At 41.8% G+C, this 17,006-nt stretch carries 20 protein-coding genes; 15 read left to right on the top strand and 5 right to left on the bottom strand.

Annotated elements, in window-relative coordinates:
• Window positions 1–137: 137 nt before the first annotated feature.
• A complete protein-coding gene (locus tag AB6D58_RS04790) occupies window positions 138–350 on the bottom strand; it encodes a VF530 family DNA-binding protein (protein WP_372156570.1) in 213 nt (70 codons plus the stop codon).
• A gap of 45 nt (window positions 351–395) precedes the next feature.
• On the bottom strand, window positions 396–1,346 hold the full coding sequence (locus AB6D58_RS04785) for a LysR substrate-binding domain-containing protein (RefSeq protein ID WP_372156567.1): 951 nt from the start codon (window positions 1,344–1,346) through the stop codon (window positions 396–398).
• 103 nt (window positions 1,347–1,449) lie between these two features.
• On the opposite strand from AB6D58_RS04785, the gene AB6D58_RS04780 reads away from it, so the two are divergent.
• Window positions 1,450–1,656: a DUF1127 domain-containing protein gene (locus AB6D58_RS04780; RefSeq protein ID WP_136981650.1), complete on the top strand. Its 207-nt coding sequence runs from the start codon at window positions 1,450–1,452 to the stop codon at window positions 1,654–1,656.
• A 112-nt stretch (window positions 1,657–1,768) separates the two neighbouring features.
• Here AB6D58_RS04780 and AB6D58_RS04775 read toward each other — a convergent pair whose 3' ends face one another.
• On the bottom strand, window positions 1,769–2,674 hold the full coding sequence (locus tag AB6D58_RS04775; RefSeq protein ID WP_372136669.1) for a LysR substrate-binding domain-containing protein: 906 nt from the start codon (window positions 2,672–2,674) through the stop codon (window positions 1,769–1,771).
• Between the two features lie 99 nt (window positions 2,675–2,773).
• Here AB6D58_RS04775 and AB6D58_RS04770 point away from each other — a divergent pair, with 99 nt between their 5' ends.
• The 4 genes from AB6D58_RS04770 to AB6D58_RS04755 all read left to right on the top strand — a co-directional run bounded on the left by AB6D58_RS04770 (window position 2,774) and on the right by AB6D58_RS04755 (window position 5,945).
• On the top strand, window positions 2,774–2,926 hold the full coding sequence (locus tag AB6D58_RS04770) for a hypothetical protein (RefSeq protein ID WP_017063293.1): 153 nt from the start codon (window positions 2,774–2,776) through the stop codon (window positions 2,924–2,926).
• 561 nt (window positions 2,927–3,487) lie between these two features.
• Window positions 3,488–3,982 carry a TadE family protein gene (locus tag AB6D58_RS04765; RefSeq protein WP_017063294.1) on the top strand — a complete coding sequence of 165 codons (495 nt, stop codon included), beginning with the start codon at window positions 3,488–3,490 and terminating at the stop codon, window positions 3,980–3,982.
• An 11-nt stretch (window positions 3,983–3,993) separates the two neighbouring features.
• Entirely contained in the window at window positions 3,994–4,551 is a 558-nt protein-coding gene (locus AB6D58_RS04760) for a TadE/TadG family type IV pilus assembly protein (RefSeq protein WP_017063295.1), read from the top strand.
• Between the two features lie 11 nt (window positions 4,552–4,562).
• Complete coding sequence (locus AB6D58_RS04755; protein ID WP_136979383.1) at window positions 4,563–5,945, top strand: VWA domain-containing protein; 1,383 nt, start codon at window positions 4,563–4,565, stop codon at window positions 5,943–5,945.
• A 173-nt stretch (window positions 5,946–6,118) separates the two neighbouring features.
• Here the strand turns inward: AB6D58_RS04755 and AB6D58_RS04750 are convergent, their stop codons facing one another.
• Together AB6D58_RS04750 and AB6D58_RS04745 are read right to left on the bottom strand one after the other, a co-directional pair.
• A complete protein-coding gene (locus tag AB6D58_RS04750) occupies window positions 6,119–7,807 on the bottom strand; it encodes an AMP-binding protein (RefSeq protein ID WP_017068215.1) in 1,689 nt (562 codons plus the stop codon).
• A gap of 93 nt (window positions 7,808–7,900) precedes the next feature.
• The gene (locus AB6D58_RS04745; RefSeq protein ID WP_137002253.1) at window positions 7,901–8,644 is read right to left on the bottom strand and encodes an AraC family transcriptional regulator; all 744 of its coding nucleotides are present in this window, start codon (window positions 8,642–8,644) and stop codon (window positions 7,901–7,903) included.
• A gap of 193 nt (window positions 8,645–8,837) precedes the next feature.
• Between AB6D58_RS04745 and AB6D58_RS04740 the strand changes: the two genes are divergently transcribed.
• The 10 genes from AB6D58_RS04740 (at window position 8,838) to AB6D58_RS04695 (ending at window position 16,993) form a co-directional block, all read left to right on the top strand.
• A complete protein-coding gene (locus tag AB6D58_RS04740; RefSeq protein ID WP_017063299.1) occupies window positions 8,838–9,026 on the top strand; it encodes a Flp family type IVb pilin in 189 nt (62 codons plus the stop codon).
• A gap of 158 nt (window positions 9,027–9,184) precedes the next feature.
• Window positions 9,185–9,715, top strand: a complete 531-nt coding sequence (locus tag AB6D58_RS04735; RefSeq protein WP_136981652.1) for a prepilin peptidase — start codon at window positions 9,185–9,187, stop codon at window positions 9,713–9,715.
• Window positions 9,716–9,749: 34 nt separating this feature from the next.
• Window positions 9,750–11,099, top strand: a complete 1,350-nt coding sequence (locus tag AB6D58_RS04730) for an AAA family ATPase (RefSeq protein WP_137002255.1) — start codon at window positions 9,750–9,752, stop codon at window positions 11,097–11,099.
• Window positions 11,092–11,841, top strand: a complete 750-nt coding sequence (cpaB, locus tag AB6D58_RS04725; protein WP_137002256.1) for a Flp pilus assembly protein CpaB — start codon at window positions 11,092–11,094, stop codon at window positions 11,839–11,841. Before AB6D58_RS04730 ends, cpaB begins: the two co-directional genes overlap by 8 nt.
• An 8-nt stretch (window positions 11,842–11,849) precedes the next feature.
• Complete coding sequence (locus AB6D58_RS04720) at window positions 11,850–13,307, top strand: type II and III secretion system protein family protein (protein WP_137002257.1); 1,458 nt, start codon at window positions 11,850–11,852, stop codon at window positions 13,305–13,307.
• A complete protein-coding gene (locus tag AB6D58_RS04715) occupies window positions 13,297–13,566 on the top strand; it encodes a hypothetical protein (protein WP_017063305.1) in 270 nt (89 codons plus the stop codon). Before AB6D58_RS04720 ends, AB6D58_RS04715 begins: the two co-directional genes overlap by 11 nt.
• 14 nt (window positions 13,567–13,580) lie before the next feature.
• Window positions 13,581–14,846 carry a pilus assembly protein TadG-related protein gene (locus AB6D58_RS04710; protein WP_372156562.1) on the top strand — a complete coding sequence of 422 codons (1,266 nt, stop codon included), beginning with the start codon at window positions 13,581–13,583 and terminating at the stop codon, window positions 14,844–14,846.
• Window positions 14,847–14,848: 2 nt separating this feature from the next.
• Window positions 14,849–15,277, top strand: a complete 429-nt coding sequence (locus AB6D58_RS04705; protein WP_017063307.1) for a TadE/TadG family type IV pilus assembly protein — start codon at window positions 14,849–14,851, stop codon at window positions 15,275–15,277.
• On the top strand, window positions 15,277–15,777 hold the full coding sequence (locus AB6D58_RS04700; RefSeq protein ID WP_136979395.1) for a TadE/TadG family type IV pilus assembly protein: 501 nt from the start codon (window positions 15,277–15,279) through the stop codon (window positions 15,775–15,777). Before AB6D58_RS04705 ends, AB6D58_RS04700 begins: the two co-directional genes overlap by 1 nt.
• A 1-nt stretch (window position 15,778) precedes the next feature.
• Window positions 15,779–16,993 (top strand): AAA family ATPase, encoded by a 1,215-nt coding sequence (locus tag AB6D58_RS04695; protein WP_136981653.1) that lies wholly within the window; start codon window positions 15,779–15,781, stop codon window positions 16,991–16,993.
• The last annotated feature ends 13 nt before the right edge of the window (window positions 16,994–17,006 follow it).

Genomic DNA, 17,006 nt, shown 5'->3' with positions numbered 1-17,006 from the left:
GAGATGCGAGATGCGAGATGCGAGATGCGAGATGCGAGATGCGAGATGCGAGATGTGATGTTGATGTGGCCCCTAAAAAGTAGACACAGGGGTTGTCCCGTATTTAATCAACACGGGACAGATAAAGTAGGGAGAGATTAACGCTTTAAGTCGATGTAAATCTGCTCTACCTTGGTACGAGCCCAATCTGTTTTACGCAAAAATTTTAAGCTCGATTTAATGCTCGGGTCTTTTTTAAAGCAGTTGATGTTCACCATGTAACTCAACACTTCCCAACCGTAATGTTCAACTAATTCAGTCAGTAGCTTCTGTAGAGTGATACCGTGAAGTGGATTATTGTCTTGTGTCATGAGATGTTCTCGCCATTTATTTGAGCTAAGTATACCAGTTTCGCTTTATGAATTATCCGACCATTTGAGTTCGTAATCGGTGTGGATAATCGAAAGCTCTTCTCTACCTGTATCACCAAACAATTTAACTTGAGTCTGCATCCATTCTTCGAAGCGTTTTATCTTTTCTCGATGGAAGTAACCTGGAGGCGCGCATAAAAAGTAATTGTATTTAGGCTTCAGCGCGATATTACCGATTCGGACGAGTTTCTTTTCCTGCAAATAGCGATACACCAAGCTGTGCTTAACCAAGGCAACGCCCTGAACGGATAATGCACCCTCTAAAACAAAATGTGAGCCGTCAAATTGCAATGATGAACGTCCTGCCTTCGCCCCAGCAACGTCTAACCATAGATTCCAATCCATATCAGGCCAACGGTCTTCAATCAGTTCCGCTTTATGCAGATCGTCGATGTCATAGATACCGTGTTTCTCTTGATAGATAGGGTGACAAACCGGGTAAATGACCTCGTCCATCAACCAACGTGATTCGATGTTTGGGTAGTCTCCATGACCGTATCGAACACAGATATCGACATTAGAATCTTCAAATGTGACTAGCTTATTGGTCGGCTCAATTAACATAGATAGATCAGGGTGGCGATCGCGAAAGTTGCCAATTCTATGCACTAACCAATGTTGTGCAAAAGAGGGTACGGTCGAAATCGATAACTGAGTGGGGTTGGGGTCTTGGTTTATTCGTCTTACTCCATCTTGAATATGAGCAAAGCCTTTCTTCGCTTGTAGATAGAGCACTTCACCTTCATGAGTGAGTACTATTTTTCGGTGCTGACGAATAAACAGGTCTGCGCCTAACCATTCTTCAAGTTGGCGAATTTGTTGGCTGACTGCTGCAGCCGTGACAAATAGCTTTTCTGCTGCAAGCTTAAAACTGCCTGTTTCAGCCGCAGTATAAAAATAGTATATCCCTTGGAAAGGTGGGGTGCGCTCTCTCACATTAGTTTTCCTTAACTGAATGCCAGTATCTATCGTTTGTCGATGTTGCTCTATTGGTCGATTATTGACCATAACAAAGCGAGAGATCAACAGGAGAAAGGTTATGGATACGATCACAGCAACCGCAAATACCAACCATTCATTTTTGTCATCATTATCAATTAAGAAATTCTATTCTAAATTTAGGATTTATCTTCAGAATCGTAGGACGAGAAAACACCTAGCAGAGCTATCGGATCATTTACTTGAAGATGTTGGTATTACCCGAGAGCAGGCTAATGAAGAGATGAAAAAATCTTTTTGGGAGTAAATAAACTTCACGCACGTAACTCTATCTATATAAAAGGAGTTACGTGAACGCGGAGTGTGATAAGTAATGCTGAGTTATCTTTGCAAAGCCAAAGCCAAAGCCAAAGCTAAAGTTAGCTCTTAGATATTTCAGACACTTCTTCATGCAACCACTCAGTAAATGCCTCAATACGTTCTTTCCTCGGCGAGCTAGGATCAAAGCATAGGTTGACTTGAACCCCAGGTGTCATGCCTATATCAAAGGGCTTCACTAGTAAGCCGCGTTCGATGAAGTCACCAGCTAAGCTGTCTGTTGCCAAGCAAACCCCATGTCCCGCCATGACCGTGGTTAGCCCCATATCAAAGGTACCGACTTCCATCCACTGAATGGTGCTGCTTTGAGTCGATATGTTTGCTTGCCTAAACCATTCATCCCACGGGAAACAACCGCTATCAAACTGAATCAGCCAACATTTGAGGAGTTGTTCAGGTGATGTTAAGTTCAAAGAGTTTGCGAGTTTAGGGGAACAAAAAGGGTAAACCGGTTCGTTGATTAGCATCTCAAGAATCAAGCCTTCTTCAACGCATAGATCTTCACCTTGTCGAATAGCCACATCAATTTCGCCATGTTTTAAATTTGGTGTATCACACCCTGTTAGTATCTTAATTGGGATCTCTGGGTGCTTTACCGAGAACTTCCACAGCCTAGGCAGTAACCAACGAGAAGCAAAAGAGGGGGGACTTCTAACAACAAGTAGCCCTTGAATAGGTTCTGATTGGATCTTGTTTAACCCCAGCAGAATATCTTGAAATCCATCAGAGACATGTCTAAAAAGTGTGTGCCCTTCATGCGTCAAAGTCATTGCACGCCCCTTACGAATAAAGAGCTTACATCCAACCTGTTCTTCTAACTGTCGAATCTTCTGGCTGACGGCTGCTTGAGTGACGAACAGCTCTTCAGCAGCTTTGCTGTAATTGTTCAAGCGAGCCGCAACTTCAAAGTAACGGAGACCTGAAAGGTGACGCAGTCTATTATCCATAATCTCAGCTTATAGTTCTTGTTAATAATGGTTGTTCGATTATCGAACAGGTTGTTTTCATAATAACGACAGAACGATGGCAAATACAAGAGAGCAATTATGGAAGCATTAATCCGTTGGACAAGATTTTATGGGACTAAGTTGTTTAAAAATAATAAGATCAAAGGAGGTAAGGCTAAGGCGAAACAGAATAAGGTTTTATGTGCAGAACAGCTGAGTCGTAGGATGAAAGAAGATATAGGGTTAGAGTAAGAGAATAACGATGCTTCTGATTATACTAAATGTTTATAATCATGACTTATGTATCCATTAGCGTGAAGGCTAGTTTTGCTGGTTCTATCTCGGCCACAATATTCATTTGTACTCGCTTAATCCAGCCTGACTTTACCCATTAATCATCGAGTACTTATAAAAATCCATTCCTACTAAACTAAATGCTTATTTTTCAATTTACGTTGTCTTATTTTTGAGACTTTAACTCTGATTTATATAAAAACAAGCGTCATAATGTTTTTTCCTTTCTTTGTCTAATGGATATAAAACAGACAGTTATTTTTGGGATTAATAAATGAAAATTAAATTACTATGTTTTATTAGAACCTTTAATTTTATATAAGCAATTGAATTAAATTAAATTAAACAAAAAACAGTTTGAATCCACCTCCGTATTAATAGTGTTGAAATTGATTAATTGAATACTGCTTGAATAACTCATTTATCAATTCTATATCTGTAATGTTGAGTCTTTCTATATCTCCTAGGATTCTATTGGGCTAGATAGGGTGAATAGAAAGACGAAAGGGTGGGGGCTGTATGAAATTTATTTCAAGAGGTTCAGAAGGTAACCGCTATCGAAGCGGTCTAAAATCCAAAATAAAAGGTATCGCTATTATCGAATTTACGATTGTGGTGAGCCTGTTTTTTGCGCTTTTTTTAACGGTTGTTGACCTTGGTATTTATGGGTTCGTTAAACTGACCATGCAACACTCGGCAAGGGAGGGGGCAAGATATGCCATTACAGGTCGTTCTGACTTGGATCCTGACTCATCGAGTGATCGCGAAGCGGCTATCTTGGAAAAAATCTCTCAATCGTCGAGCGGTTTACTCGATAAAGTGATGGATGTTCAGAATATACGTGTTGAAGATGTCTATGGTAATGCAATCACCGGCTTTGGCGGTTCTGGAGACATTATTTCTATTCATCTTGATTGTGAGTGGCCATCTGTAAATCCCTATATGTATGTTTTGCTCGATGATGGAAAATTCAAATTTACCGTCAGCGCAGCGATGAAAAACGAAGCTTTTTAGGGAGGGACTGGATGTTTCCTTTTAAATTGAAAAAAGCCGCTCAGAAAGGTTTTGCAGCAATCGAAATGACGTTGATAGCGCCTTTATTTATGCTACTGATCGTGGCGGCTGTCGACATAACACATCTCATTCAAGCTAACCACGTTATTATCAGTATCAGTCGAGAAGGTGGAAACATTATCTCGCGAAGTAACACTGATACCCCACAAGAAGTCATGGACATCATAGCGACAACATCAGGCACTTTGGATTTAACGCAAGACGGCGTTATTTACATTACTGAGTTGGTCGGTCAAGAAGATGCTTCTCCATACATTAAAAGTCAGTATCGATGGAACCAGCACGGGTTAAGTAAAAACAGTGCTATTTGGGCGAGCTGCAGCAATTGGGCCAATGATGGAGAGTGCTCGGATGTGGATGCTGATGATCCTCCTGTTGTTAACAACTTAGCGGTTGCACTTGATGATGGAGAGATTGTGTACAGCGTTGAAGTCTTTTACGACTACTCGCCTATTTTTAGTCGAGTGTTTGATGATGAATACATTCTGAGCGACACAACATATATGTAAGGGAGGTCGATATGGATAAGGGAACCCCAATCAAATATCGTTACAGTCGTGGGTTAGTGGCTTTGATGTCAATTATTGCGCTGCCTTTTATACTCTTAGTTGTTGGTCTTTCTGTTGACGCTGGTCGAGCTTATATTGTTAAGTCGAAATTATTTGCCGCGGTCGATGCAGCCAGCATTGCGGCTGCAAGGGCGGTCGCTAATGGCGAAGATGCTGGACGGGCAGCTGCTCAAAAATATTTTGCAGCTAATATCCCCGCAGACTTCTATTCAGCCACTCCTAGCTTAGGCGCAGTCAATTTCGCTAATGATTCGTTTGGTAATATCTCTATCGATATCTCAGCAACAGCGCAAGTGCCCACTGTTTTTTTGCCATTGATAGGGCTAGACACGTTTAACCCTGGTGTATCCGCACAGTCGATCCGCCGCCCTGTAGATTTAGTGTTAGTGATTGATAACACTACATCTTTGAGGTTAGGGAGTATCGGCGACGTGACTCAAGATGTCATCGATAGGTCTAAGTCATTCGTTGAGAATTTTCATGAAGGTTTTGATCGTATCTCGTTGGTGAAATTTGCGTTTGGGTCAGAGGTACCTGTTGGGTTCACATCGACTCGAGGACACAGTCGAAGCACTATCAAATCTGAAATTGATAGCTTTAACTTTGGTAGTACCTCGAACGCACAATATACCAATGCATCGGAAGGGATGTATCGAGCTCTGAATGAACTGAGAACGGTGACTGATCCGGCAAATTTGAAAGTGATCGTGTTCTTTACCGATGGAGCACCAAACACCTTTGCAACCACGTTTGATTTTGAGGACGGGGATTCACATACGGGCGCTATTCGATCAAGCGATGGTTCCAGTGGTACGCCGAGAGGGCTTTGGAGGCATGACTCGATAGCCACCACTTTATCTGGTGGCTATGAGGGAAATGATATTGATGACCATATCAGTGAGATGCCCCAGTACTACACGACTCATGATTCAAGCGCCACCGAGTTCAACATTCTAAATCCGTCTCATGCGTTGCGTCCAGTCGCGCAATATGATCCAGATAGTCATTCAGCGAATGATTTGTATACCCGTGTAAATCGGGTTGCGCGTAATCTCGTCGAAGATATTGCGGAAAAAGCCAGAACGGAAGATATTTATGTATTTACGTTAGGGTTAGGTTCATCTCTAACATCAGCGACAGGACCTGATAGCGAGTTTGGTGAAGACTTATTGCTACGGATGGCGAATTCTAGTGCGCTATTAGATGATCCTGATCTTAGTGCGGATTATGACCCTGCTCAGCTTGAAGGAGTGTATTGTCATGCCATCGATGAAGAGGCGCTAGGTCCTTGTTTTGATGAGATGTTAGACGTAATTATCAGGTTAACCTTGTAATAGTTGTCTGCGGGTCGGTTTACTTGCAATAAGGCTGTCAGTAGAAAAACGGTCAATAGGAAGAAAGGCCAACAGAAAGTGGGTCATATAAAAAGAGGGAGCTCTCAAGCTCCCTCTTAGTGCTAGTTTCAGTTTAGTAGCACTCTTTATTCAGTGTTAGGTGGAAGTCATGGTTATTCTTCCCAAACCACCAATTTATCTTTCGGCCAGTTATGACCAACTTCATGGTATTTCTGCTCAAGGATATGTCGCTTGATTTTGAGAGTCGGGGTTAACACGCCATTCTCAATGCTCCATGGTTCCTTAATCATCAATACACCTTTGATCTTCTCATGTGAACCGAGCTGCTCGTTCATTTTCTCGATAACGCGCTTTGTCGTTTTCTCATAGCGAGCTCTATCGAAATTAGGGAAGTCATGCGGTACCACAAGTAGGATTGGGCCTGGTAGGCCAAGCCCTATCAAACACATCATTTCTACGCGGCTGTACTCAAACAGTTTGTTTTCGATTGGTACAGGGGCAACAAACTTACCTTTAGCTGTTTTAAAGGTATCTTTCTTACGCCCACGAATCGTTAGGTAACCTTCACTATCGATATCACCGATATCACCGGTATGAAGCCAACCATCCGAGTTAAAAGACTCTTGGGTTGCAATATCATTCTTGTAGTAACCAGAGAATAAGCCTTTGCCTCGAACTAGAATCTCTTCATCTTCAGCTATTTTGAGTTCGATACCCGGGCCTGCATTACCAACCGTACCAATCTTGTCAGCTCTGAATGGGTAGTTGAGCGTGCTGTAGGCGAAAGACTCTGTCATGCCCCATGCCTCGGTAATGTGCAGGCCAACACTCTCATACCATGCGAGTAGAGCAGGTGATACCGGTGCAGAACCACATCCGAGAACGCGAGCTTGGTCTAACCCTAAACCATCAGCAAGCTTTTTCTTAATGATGTTGTTGATAAACGGAATCTTAAGTAAGAAGTTCAGTTTCTTCTGTGGCAATTTGTCTTGGATTCGCTGCTGGAACAGAGTCCATAAGCGAGGAACCGAAATAAACAGTGTAGGGCGATGCATTTTCACATCATCAATAAAGGTGTCTAAAGATTCAGGGAAAGCCGTAACCACGCCTCCCATTACTGAAGAACCAAAGATGTAAACGCGTTCTGTAATATGAGCAAGCGGTAGATAAGAAAACAGGCGGTCGCCAGGTTGGATTCCAATATGGTCAATCAACCTTTGAACAGACCAAGTAAACGCGCCGTAGGTGAGCATTGCGCCTTTTGGTAACCCTGATGTACCCGATGTATAAACAAGTGACATCAGCTTATCGTCGTGATGCTGAGGGCGTTTGGTTGATCGTTCATGTGTATCAATGAGCTGTTCGAAAGTGTGTTGGCACTTCGCTGCACTGTCGTATGGTAGTGAAATACTCACTAAGCTCGGATTGTCATCAAGTACTTTTTGAGTGGCTTTAGGATCGTCAAGCTTACCCGCAATCACAATTTTACTTTCACTGTGTTCAATACAGTACTGAATGGTGTCTGCACCCGCTGTAGGAAAGATTGGGACGCTGACAAAATCTCCTAACATCATGGCAAGATCGCAGATGAACCATTCTGCACAGTTTTTCGATACGAGAGCGACTCGATCGCCAGGTTGGGCTCCGAGTCCTTCTAATGCTGACGCCAATTTCAGTGCTTTGTCTGCTACTTCTTTATAAGTAAATTCGACAAATTGGCGATTAATAATCTGTTTCAAATAGACTTCATCTGGGCGTTCTTCTGCCCATTTTAAAATCATGTCATTGGGTGTAGGGAGAGCTGTTGCTTGTTCTTGGCTAAACTCGTTAGGCTGAATCATTGTCTAACTCCATGTTTTTCGCTAAGTTATTTTTGGTTATTTTTGTTAAAATCATGTTAAATGTACCATGATTTTTTCTTTTAGGGAGTAAAATTAGCGTTTTCTGTTATCTGTGCAGGCACGTCTATAGCTTGCAGGGGTTACGCCCGTCCTTTTCTTAAAAATTCTTGAAAAATACGACACATCCTTGTAGCCACATTGATAAGAAATTACAGCTATTTTTGATTCGGTATCGGCTTCGATTAACTTCTTGGCTAACAGGATTCGTTTATCGCACACAAAGTCTCTAAAGCTTACTCCAAAGTGTAGATGAAACTTCTTAGAAAAGTAGGTTGCTGAGCAGTGACATTTTTCAGCTATGTCTGTTTCTCTTATTTCCTTGCTAATGTTATCCATAACAAAGTTAACAACTTCAGAAGTAAACTGTTTTGTCGGTTCTTGGTTATTGTTATTCATGTCTCGATCGAGGTCGAAATGTGCTTCAAAGATGTGTTGGGTTTTATGCTTTAGTTCTTCGAATGAACTGGTCAGATGATGACTGCTTGTTTCAATTACGAAGAATACATTCTTATGATTTCGAACGTTATTAGGTATCTGACCTGTACAAATAATAACAATTCGCTTGTTCAAGTTTTCACAAATAGATAGTGCCATTTTAAGTAGTTGAATTTCATCCGTTTTATTCAATATAAAAAATACTAACCTTACATCTAAGTGGCTGATTATAGATATGTCCTGTTTATGGTTTTTTATGAGAAAGTAACGACTTATTTTATTGATGATGATTGAATTAAAGTCGCTATCTATATCTGACAGTAAAGGTGTAATTATATTCATAGTTATTAAACCGGTATCATACTTAAATAAGCAGTAAGAGAAGTATTGATGAATGTGTTTATTTAAATAGATTAGAAGTGCGACAAAAAAGTGCAAGTAAATGGCAAGAAAATCCTAACCGAATATATGGTTCGGCTCTAGATTTAGTTTACAGGTAAATAAAACCTGATACGTAAATCAAGGAGAGATTCTTATGAGTAACTTATTGAAAAACATTAAAGAATTCATGAATGATGAAGAAGGTCTGACGGTCATAGAATATGTGATTGGTGCTGCTATGCTCGTTTTAGGATTGACAACTATATTTAGTGGAATAGGTAGTGCGTTATCAACGAAACTAAGCGCGATTGTTGGTGCGATTAGTACGACGACAGCACCATAGAAACTATGAATATTAAGAGAATAAAAAAGCAGAAAGGACTAACCATTGTCGAATACATTATCGGTGCGGCTTTGCTTGTTTTTCTCGCTTGGGCAATATTCTCTGGTATAGCTGTATCCTTGTTCAGTAAATTTCAATTAATTGTGTCAGGTATATGAATGATAAGTGAATCTCTAGTTTTTTGGGTGCTATTGGTTGTGGTATCAGTATTTGATGTGAAAGAAAATCGAATACCGAATAAGGTTCTGATTTTATTTGTATTGTTGTACTTTATTATTGCGATTAATAGTGGATTAACTTGGGGTTCACTTGGCACTTCTTTGGTTGGGGCGGCTGTTTTTTTCTCTTCGGGACTTATTTTATATTTCTTGAGAGCAATGTCTGCTGGCGATGTGAAATTTTTTGGGGTGATAGGGCTATATGTTGGATGGGGTAACCTACTCGATATTACTTATTATATTATCATTTCCGCGGGAATAATTGCTGTGTTTTACTTACTTTATAACCGTGCGAACAGCGAGTCTCTAACGGTAAAAGGTTATTTTGAAGAGAAACTAATGTTAGTTAGTGGAATGTCAACCAGCACAAAAACTGTGTCAACGGTTCATTCTAGGTATTCAAATAAGGTGACGATGCCTTTCGCACCTTCAGTTGTTATAGGCTTAGCGATGTATAGCTATTTTACGTAATTTAAATTGAAATTCGATGTGTTGGAGAGAACATATGGATATTAGAGGGATACCGTCCCCGAGTAATTTAAAGCCTCAAATATCAGCTCCTTTGGTTCCGACTTCCATTGAATCGCTTGGTATACCTGAAGTTGTGATTGAAAACTTATTACTTAAACACTTATCCGCTTACCCTAAGTCTGATGTGTTGGAGCTTTCTAACCATTTGTGTGTGGTTACCCATATTGTTGAGAATGGACTTGCGGTACTTAGAAAGAAATCATTCATTGAAGTCTTTCAACCAACTTCAGCTTTATCTTTAGACTCCTCTTCACACAGTCATGTTCGCTACTCCTTATCAGAAAAGGGCATAGAAGAAGCAGATCTCGCTTTTACTCGAGATGCTTATTTAGGCCCGGTTCCCGTTTCACTTGCTCAATACAGTGACATTGTAAAACAACAAGACTTGCGAGCGGAATTGGTGACCAGACCACATGTTGAAGCGGCTCTTAGTGATGTTTACGGCGTAGACAAAATGATCTCCGTGCTAGGCCCGGCAATTAACTCGGGACGAGCTCTGCTTTTGTATGGGCATGCCGGTACAGGTAAAACATTTGTTGCGACACGCATAGTTAATGCATTACACACTTCAGTTTTTATCCCTTATGCAGTCTATGCCTTCGGTAACATTATTAAGGTTTTCTCTACGCAACACCATAAACCGCTTGATCGCAACGGCAGTGAAACATTGGTTTCTCTTAAGGATCAGTACGACAAGCGTTGGCTCAATTGTGAGAGACCGAATATTCAGGTGGGCGGAGAGCTAACCATGGATATGCTTGAAGTTAATCATTCAGAGAACAGCCGAGTGTGGTTGGCACCGTTACAAATGATGGCGAATAACGGCATTTTTGTTATTGATGATCTGGGGCGCCAACCCATGCCAGTCGATAACCTGCTCAATCGATGGATTGTTCCAATGGAATATTACTTCGATCATCTTTCGTTGCCGAATGGTCAGCAAGTGACAATGCCATTTGTGTTGACCCTCGCTTTCTCTACTAACTTAAATCCGGAGAAGATCAGTGATCCGGCATTTTTGCGTCGCTTGGGTTATAAAATCGAATTCAAGCCTCTTAATCTGCGTGACTATGAATCCTTGTGGATGAATGTTGTGGCAGAGAAAGAGCTAGAACTTCAAAGCGGTTTCTTTGAGCGCTTATCTCAAATGCACACGCTTTACAAAGTGCCTCTTTTCCCTTGCTTACCTAAAGATCTCGCTGGTATTAGCAAAGATATCCTTTCATTTGAGCAGCTCCCGCCCGTTATTACTTTCGATATTCTTTCCATGGCATGGGAAGTCTACTTTACCTCTGATGGACACGAGGAAGAAAATAATGAATAAGAGTCAGGTATTCCTATTGTTTTTACTGTCCGTAGTATTCGGCTTAGCGGCTGTATTTTTTGCTAAGCAATGGATGGACAACCAAGTTCAACCGACGATAGAAGTCGAAGAAGTTGAACGTCACCCGGTTGTAGTGGCCTCTCAAGAAATTGAAGCTGGAACCATAATTGAAGAGCAGTATTTAACGACGAAGTTGATGGAAGTTGATTGGATCAATGAAAACAACTATTCGGATAAATCTGAGCTGATTGGTCAGGTTGTCGCTAATACCATTTATGCCGGAGAGGTGCTTCACAAGCTGCGTTTCACCGTTCCTGGTGAAGGCTCCACACTTGCGGCTTTGATTCCTGAAAATAAACGAGCGGTAACAATTCGAGTCGATGACGTTATCGGTGTAGCTGGGTTTCTATTACCCGGGAACAAGGTTGATATTCTCAATACCGTTTCTTACGGAAAAAATTCTGCAGCGACTCAAACGGTATTAAAAGACATTAAGGTTTTAGCCGTCGACCAAACGGCTAAAACGAAAGAAAACAGTCCGATTATCGTTCGTGCGGTAACACTTGAGATGACGCCAAAAGAGGCAGAGAAGCTTCTCACGGCTAAAAGCAAAGGTAGTATTCAGCTGACCTTGAGAAATCCACATGAAGTAGAGAAAAAAGTGGTTCGTCGATATGTGCCTAGACCAAGTGTCACCATTATCAAAGGTACAGAAACATCTAGTGTGCGCGTCAAGGATTGAGGTGAGATATGAAAATATTATTAGCGTGTGTTTTTAGCCTGATTTGTTTTTCGGCAGCCAGTGTTGCTGCACTGCAGACGGGAAAAACGGTCACGGTTCCGCATCATAAATCGACGCATGTCGTGTTATCAGGTAAAGCGAGCAAGGTTTCACTTGGCGACCCTGATGTTTTGGACATCGTGATTTTGAAATCTAACGAAGTGTTTTTGATTGGTAACAAGTTAGGTGCAACCAACTTGATGGCTTGGGATTCTCGAGGCCAGTTGATTGAGTCTATTAATATCGAGGTGACTCATGATCTTAATAGCCTGAAATCCAAGCTGTATGAGTTTCTTCCTGACGAGACTATCGAGGTACATAGCGCTCAGAATCGCTTGCTGTTGAGTGGGCAAATCAGTAATCAACAGAAGATGAATGTCGCTATGAGAATTGCTGAAACCTACGCCGCAGGGCAGGCTGCAGATGATTCTAAAGAGAGTGGTAGTGAGCAAGCTGCTGCAACTGGTGTTATCAACTTAATGTCTATCGGTGGCGCCCAACAGGTGATGTTAGAGGTAACTGTCGCCGAGGTTCAGCGGAGTTTAGTGAGAAAGTTCGATGCTAATTTCCACTTCTTCCAAACCAGTGGTTCCAACTTTTCGTGGGGAGCTTCATCTGTTCCTGCTGGTGTACTGGGTGCAACACCAATCTTCGATATTCCTACCTCAACTGATTACGGGATTCTAGGGTCTTTCATCGATAGTAATACCTTATTTACCTTTGCATTGGATGTCGCCAAGCAAAATGGTGTCGCGAAGGTATTAGCAGAGCCGAATTTAACTGCATTGAGTGGCTCTAAGGCCGAGTTTCTCGCGGGTGGTGAATTTCCAATTCCAGTTCCGGATGATGATGGGATTACCATTGAATACAAAGAATACGGGGTAGGGCTGAAATTTATACCGACCGTACTCAGTGATAAAAAGATCAACCTGAACTTAGCGGTTGATGTAAGTGAAATTGCGAACAGCAGTTCATTGACTATCGACCCCGGCTCGACCAACGCGACTTACTTTATTCCACCAATTACACGTCGAAGCGCCTCTTCTACGCTTGAGCTTGCAGATGGACAAACCATCGGTATTGCAGGGCTACTGAGCGAGAACGTGCGTGATATCAGCAACAAAATGCCGGGTATTGGTGATGTGCCGATCCTAGGCCAGCTTTTCAATAGTCAAGAATACGTATCGGGAGAAACAGAGCTTGTCATTCTTGTTACTCCTCGACTCGCTAAACCAGTGGACAGAAGTCAAGTCACACTACCAACTGATGCCTTTGTTGACCCTAATGACCTGGAATATTACTTGTTAGGTAAAAGCGCTTACATTGCTGAGCCTTCTGACTCTGAAGACAAGAATAATTCAAGTTCCGCTAAAGACATCGCGCCAACTGATGGTGGTAGCGAAGGTTCATTTGGTCATGATTTATAAGGAGATAGATATGATTAGAACAATGATGGTCTTTCTCGCACTGGTATTAGTCGGTTGTGCGAATGACGCGCCTTTGGGGCAGTCGGTTGCTAAGCTGAAAATGGAGCAAACCTACAACCCGAATGCAACTCAAGAGAACTTGCAGGTTTTACCTGATGGTACCGGGGAGCGCATGCAGGCTGGTTACGACAGTTACGTGGGTAAAGGCGATGAAGATCTTTCAGAGAGCAATAGTCAGGTCTTACAGAGCTTTAATTAGTTTGGAGGTACTTTATGTTGTATCAAGTATCAAGAAAACCTAAAAAACAGGGCGGATTGGTTGTCATATTTGTGACTATAGCGTTGCTTGTCTTCCTTGCTGTGTCAGCGTTAGCCGTGGATATCAACCATATGCTAGTGAATAAAACGCGCTTACAGAATGCGGTTGACTCAGCGGCGTTAGCGGCAGCGACTATTTTGGATAACAGTAAAGATCAAACCGCGGTATCTGCAGAAGTTACATCAACATTGAATGCTATGGCGGGGGCTTCTGGTAATCATGAATTTGATTTCTCAACTGCAGTGGTTAGCGTTGAATACTCTAACGACCCTCAAAGCTTTGCGGGGACCCCTACGTTTGGTGCTGATGATGATGTATATGTTCGAGTTAATGTCAGCTCATTAGGTATGGATGAATTCTTTATTCAGATGTTTGGTTTAGCAAAAAGCGTATCGGCAACAGCGGTTGCAGGACCAAGCTCAGGACTGCAAGTTGTGAATAATATTGTACCCATTGGAGTGTGTACTGGTGACGGGACTTCAGATAACGATATTAACGAAGATGGTTATGATGATGCTACCGGTGAGGCAATTACCAATGTCTTTGGTTATGAGGTAGGTACAGTTCATGCTCTAAAAGTGGGCGATAAAAAACTGTCTCAAATGGGAAATGGTAATTATCACCTACTGGACTTTGGATCTGGAGGTAGCACGGTAAAAGAAGCCTTGGCTGGTTACTATGATTACTCTGTCGCTATTGGCGATAGTGTTACTACCAAGCCTGGGGGAACGGTTGGGCCTACAGCTGATGGTTTAAATACTCGTTTTGGTGATTATGGTGGCGGCTTATCAAGTTCAGATTACCCATCTGATTATGTAACGACTGAGCCCAGTTCTGAAATTAAGATAGACAGTAAAACGGGTGATATTGATTTTGATGGCTCTTATACCTATTCCCAATATGAGGCTGACACCAACGCATGTATAGCAAGTATGGGCTCTGGTTGTGTGTCTGGTGGTACAGCATGGCGACGTATTCTTCCTATTCCTATGGTCGATTGCTCAGGTAAAAGTGGTGGAGTAACCAGTTTTACCGTTCAGAAAATAGGGTGCTTCTTCTTATTACAAAAGGCGCCAACTAACAATTCCGGTACTCCTGCAGTATTTGGTGAATTCATACATTCTTGTAGTGTTGCTGGCGGTTCTGGTGGGGCTGAGTCATCAACTGAAGGTCCTTACAAAATTGTTTTGTATAAAGACCCAGATGGAGGAGGCTCTTAGTTATGGATAACAACTTTAAAAAACAACAGGGCCTCGCTGCAATTGAAATGTTGATTGCGACACCAGTATTACTGTTTTTCTTGGTGTTGGTTCTTGAACTGGGAAACATCCTAATTCACTACAATGTCATCTCAAAATCGGTTCAAAACGGAGCTCGTTATGCTGTAAGTGAGGTGTATGGAACAAAGGGTGGGACATTAGCTCCTACTGCGGAAATTCAAAATATTGTGGTTTACGGTAAGAACACTGTAGGTACGGCGATACTTTCTAGCCTTGCAACTTCTGATGTAGTTGTCACTCCTCCTTCAGCAGACAGTTATGTGAGAGTAACGGTTAATTACGACTATGTTCCTCACTTTTTATCGATTCCATTTTCATCTGAAAGCTTATCTGTTCCCTTAAGTGTGTCGTCTGTTATGAGGGTTTTCTGATGAAACCAATCAACAAGCACAACGGCTTAGCCATTATCGAGTTTACGATAGTTTCTTGGTTGGTTTTCTTGCTGATTTTTCTGATTTTGGCTTTGGGGGCTTATGTATTCTCACTCCAGATTGTTAACGAGGCGACGAGAAAAGCGGCAAGGCTAGCGACCGTTTGTTACGTCTTAGACCGCGATAACATTGCGGGGATTGTTGTAGAAGACATTCCACTACTGGGGTTTAGCGATAGCAACTTGGAGGTGGCGTATTTGGATGCTGCTGGCTCTGAAATTGCCTCTGATTTCGAAACCAATTTTAGTGCGATTAAGTTTGTACGAGCAAGAGCGACAGGCTATGGCATTCAGCTGATCAGCAACCTCAGCTTTTTAGGGACAAATGGGTTTCTTGCGGCACCTGCGTTTGAGACGATTTTGCCCGCTGAGAATTTAGGTGTAATCAAAGCCAATACAAATACTAGGACAAGATGTCCGGAACAAATACAAGGTGGGTAATATGGGCGAAGCAATTGATATTTTACCGAATGAAGACGATGCGATTCGCCTTAAAACCAACTTGAATGTATGGCTTATCTATAGCAATGAAAACTTTCATGCTCATATGAGGCAGCAATTGAAACGTTGTCGAAATATTCATATCGACTCTTTTTCATTATTAGGCATGACCGAAGAATATGTGAGAAGCATAGATACTCCCGACCTTATCTTTGTCGAAGCGAGTGGTGGTTGGGCTCAGAAAATGGTCGATCTGCAAAGCTATAATCTGCAATTGGAAGAGCATGATTTATCTTTGGTTGTATTCGGTGATGAGAATGACAATGGATCATTAAAAATAGCGCTAAGACTGGGTGCTTCTGATTTCCTATCTCATGACATTTCTATTTCTGGTCTCTTACCGTTACTCAAGAAAACCGCAGCGGAAAAAATTGAAAACTCTAGCTACGGGGAGGTGTTCCTGTTTATTAACACTAAAGGTGGTATGGGGGCGACAACCTTAGCGCTCAATACGGCAGTAGAAATAGCAAGTTATCACCCGAATGAGGTGCTGTTGCTCGATATTGACCTCCAGTTTGGTGTTATTCCTGAGTATTTGAATATCACGCCGACCTACAGTATTTCTGATGCCATCGATAGCTCAAATGATTTGGATGAGATGTCTTTGAGTAGCTTGGTGAATAAGCACACATCAGGGTTACACGTTTTAAGTTTCAAGCATGAAAATAACGCAGATGATTATGAACATGCTCAGAAAATCGGGAAGTTACTGCCCGTATTACGTCGCTTCTATCGCTATATTATTATCGATTTTTCTCGAGGGTTGGATCATATCTTCGCATCGGCTATCTCTCCTGCGACTAAGGTGTTACTTGTTGCTCAACAAACCTTAGTTTCGGTTAAAAATAGTAATCGATTAATTCGAACGCTCAAGTTTGAGTACGGATTGCAGCAGGACTCAATTGAGATCATTGTGAATCGTTATGAAAAGCGACAAACCATCAAGCTAACAGACATAGAACAAACCGTTGGAAAGCATGACATCCATTTAATGCCTAATGATTTTAAGGTGGCTCTTGAGAGCGCCAATTTAGGTTTGCCGTTGGTTGAATCGAAGAAAAAGAGCTCGATTACACGGTCGATTATTGATTTGTCCCATATCCTTTCTCCTCCAGAACAAGAAGAGAAAGGTTGGCTTAAAAAAATATTTTCATAACACGTTTGTTACA

It is taken from the genome of Vibrio sp. 10N.239.312.D08 (genome assembly GCF_041466145.1).
Lineage (GTDB): Bacteria > Pseudomonadota > Gammaproteobacteria > Enterobacterales > Vibrionaceae > Vibrio > Vibrio crassostreae_C.
Note: the sequence above shows the minus strand (reverse complement) of the source record. Positions and strands in the feature narration are given on the sequence as shown.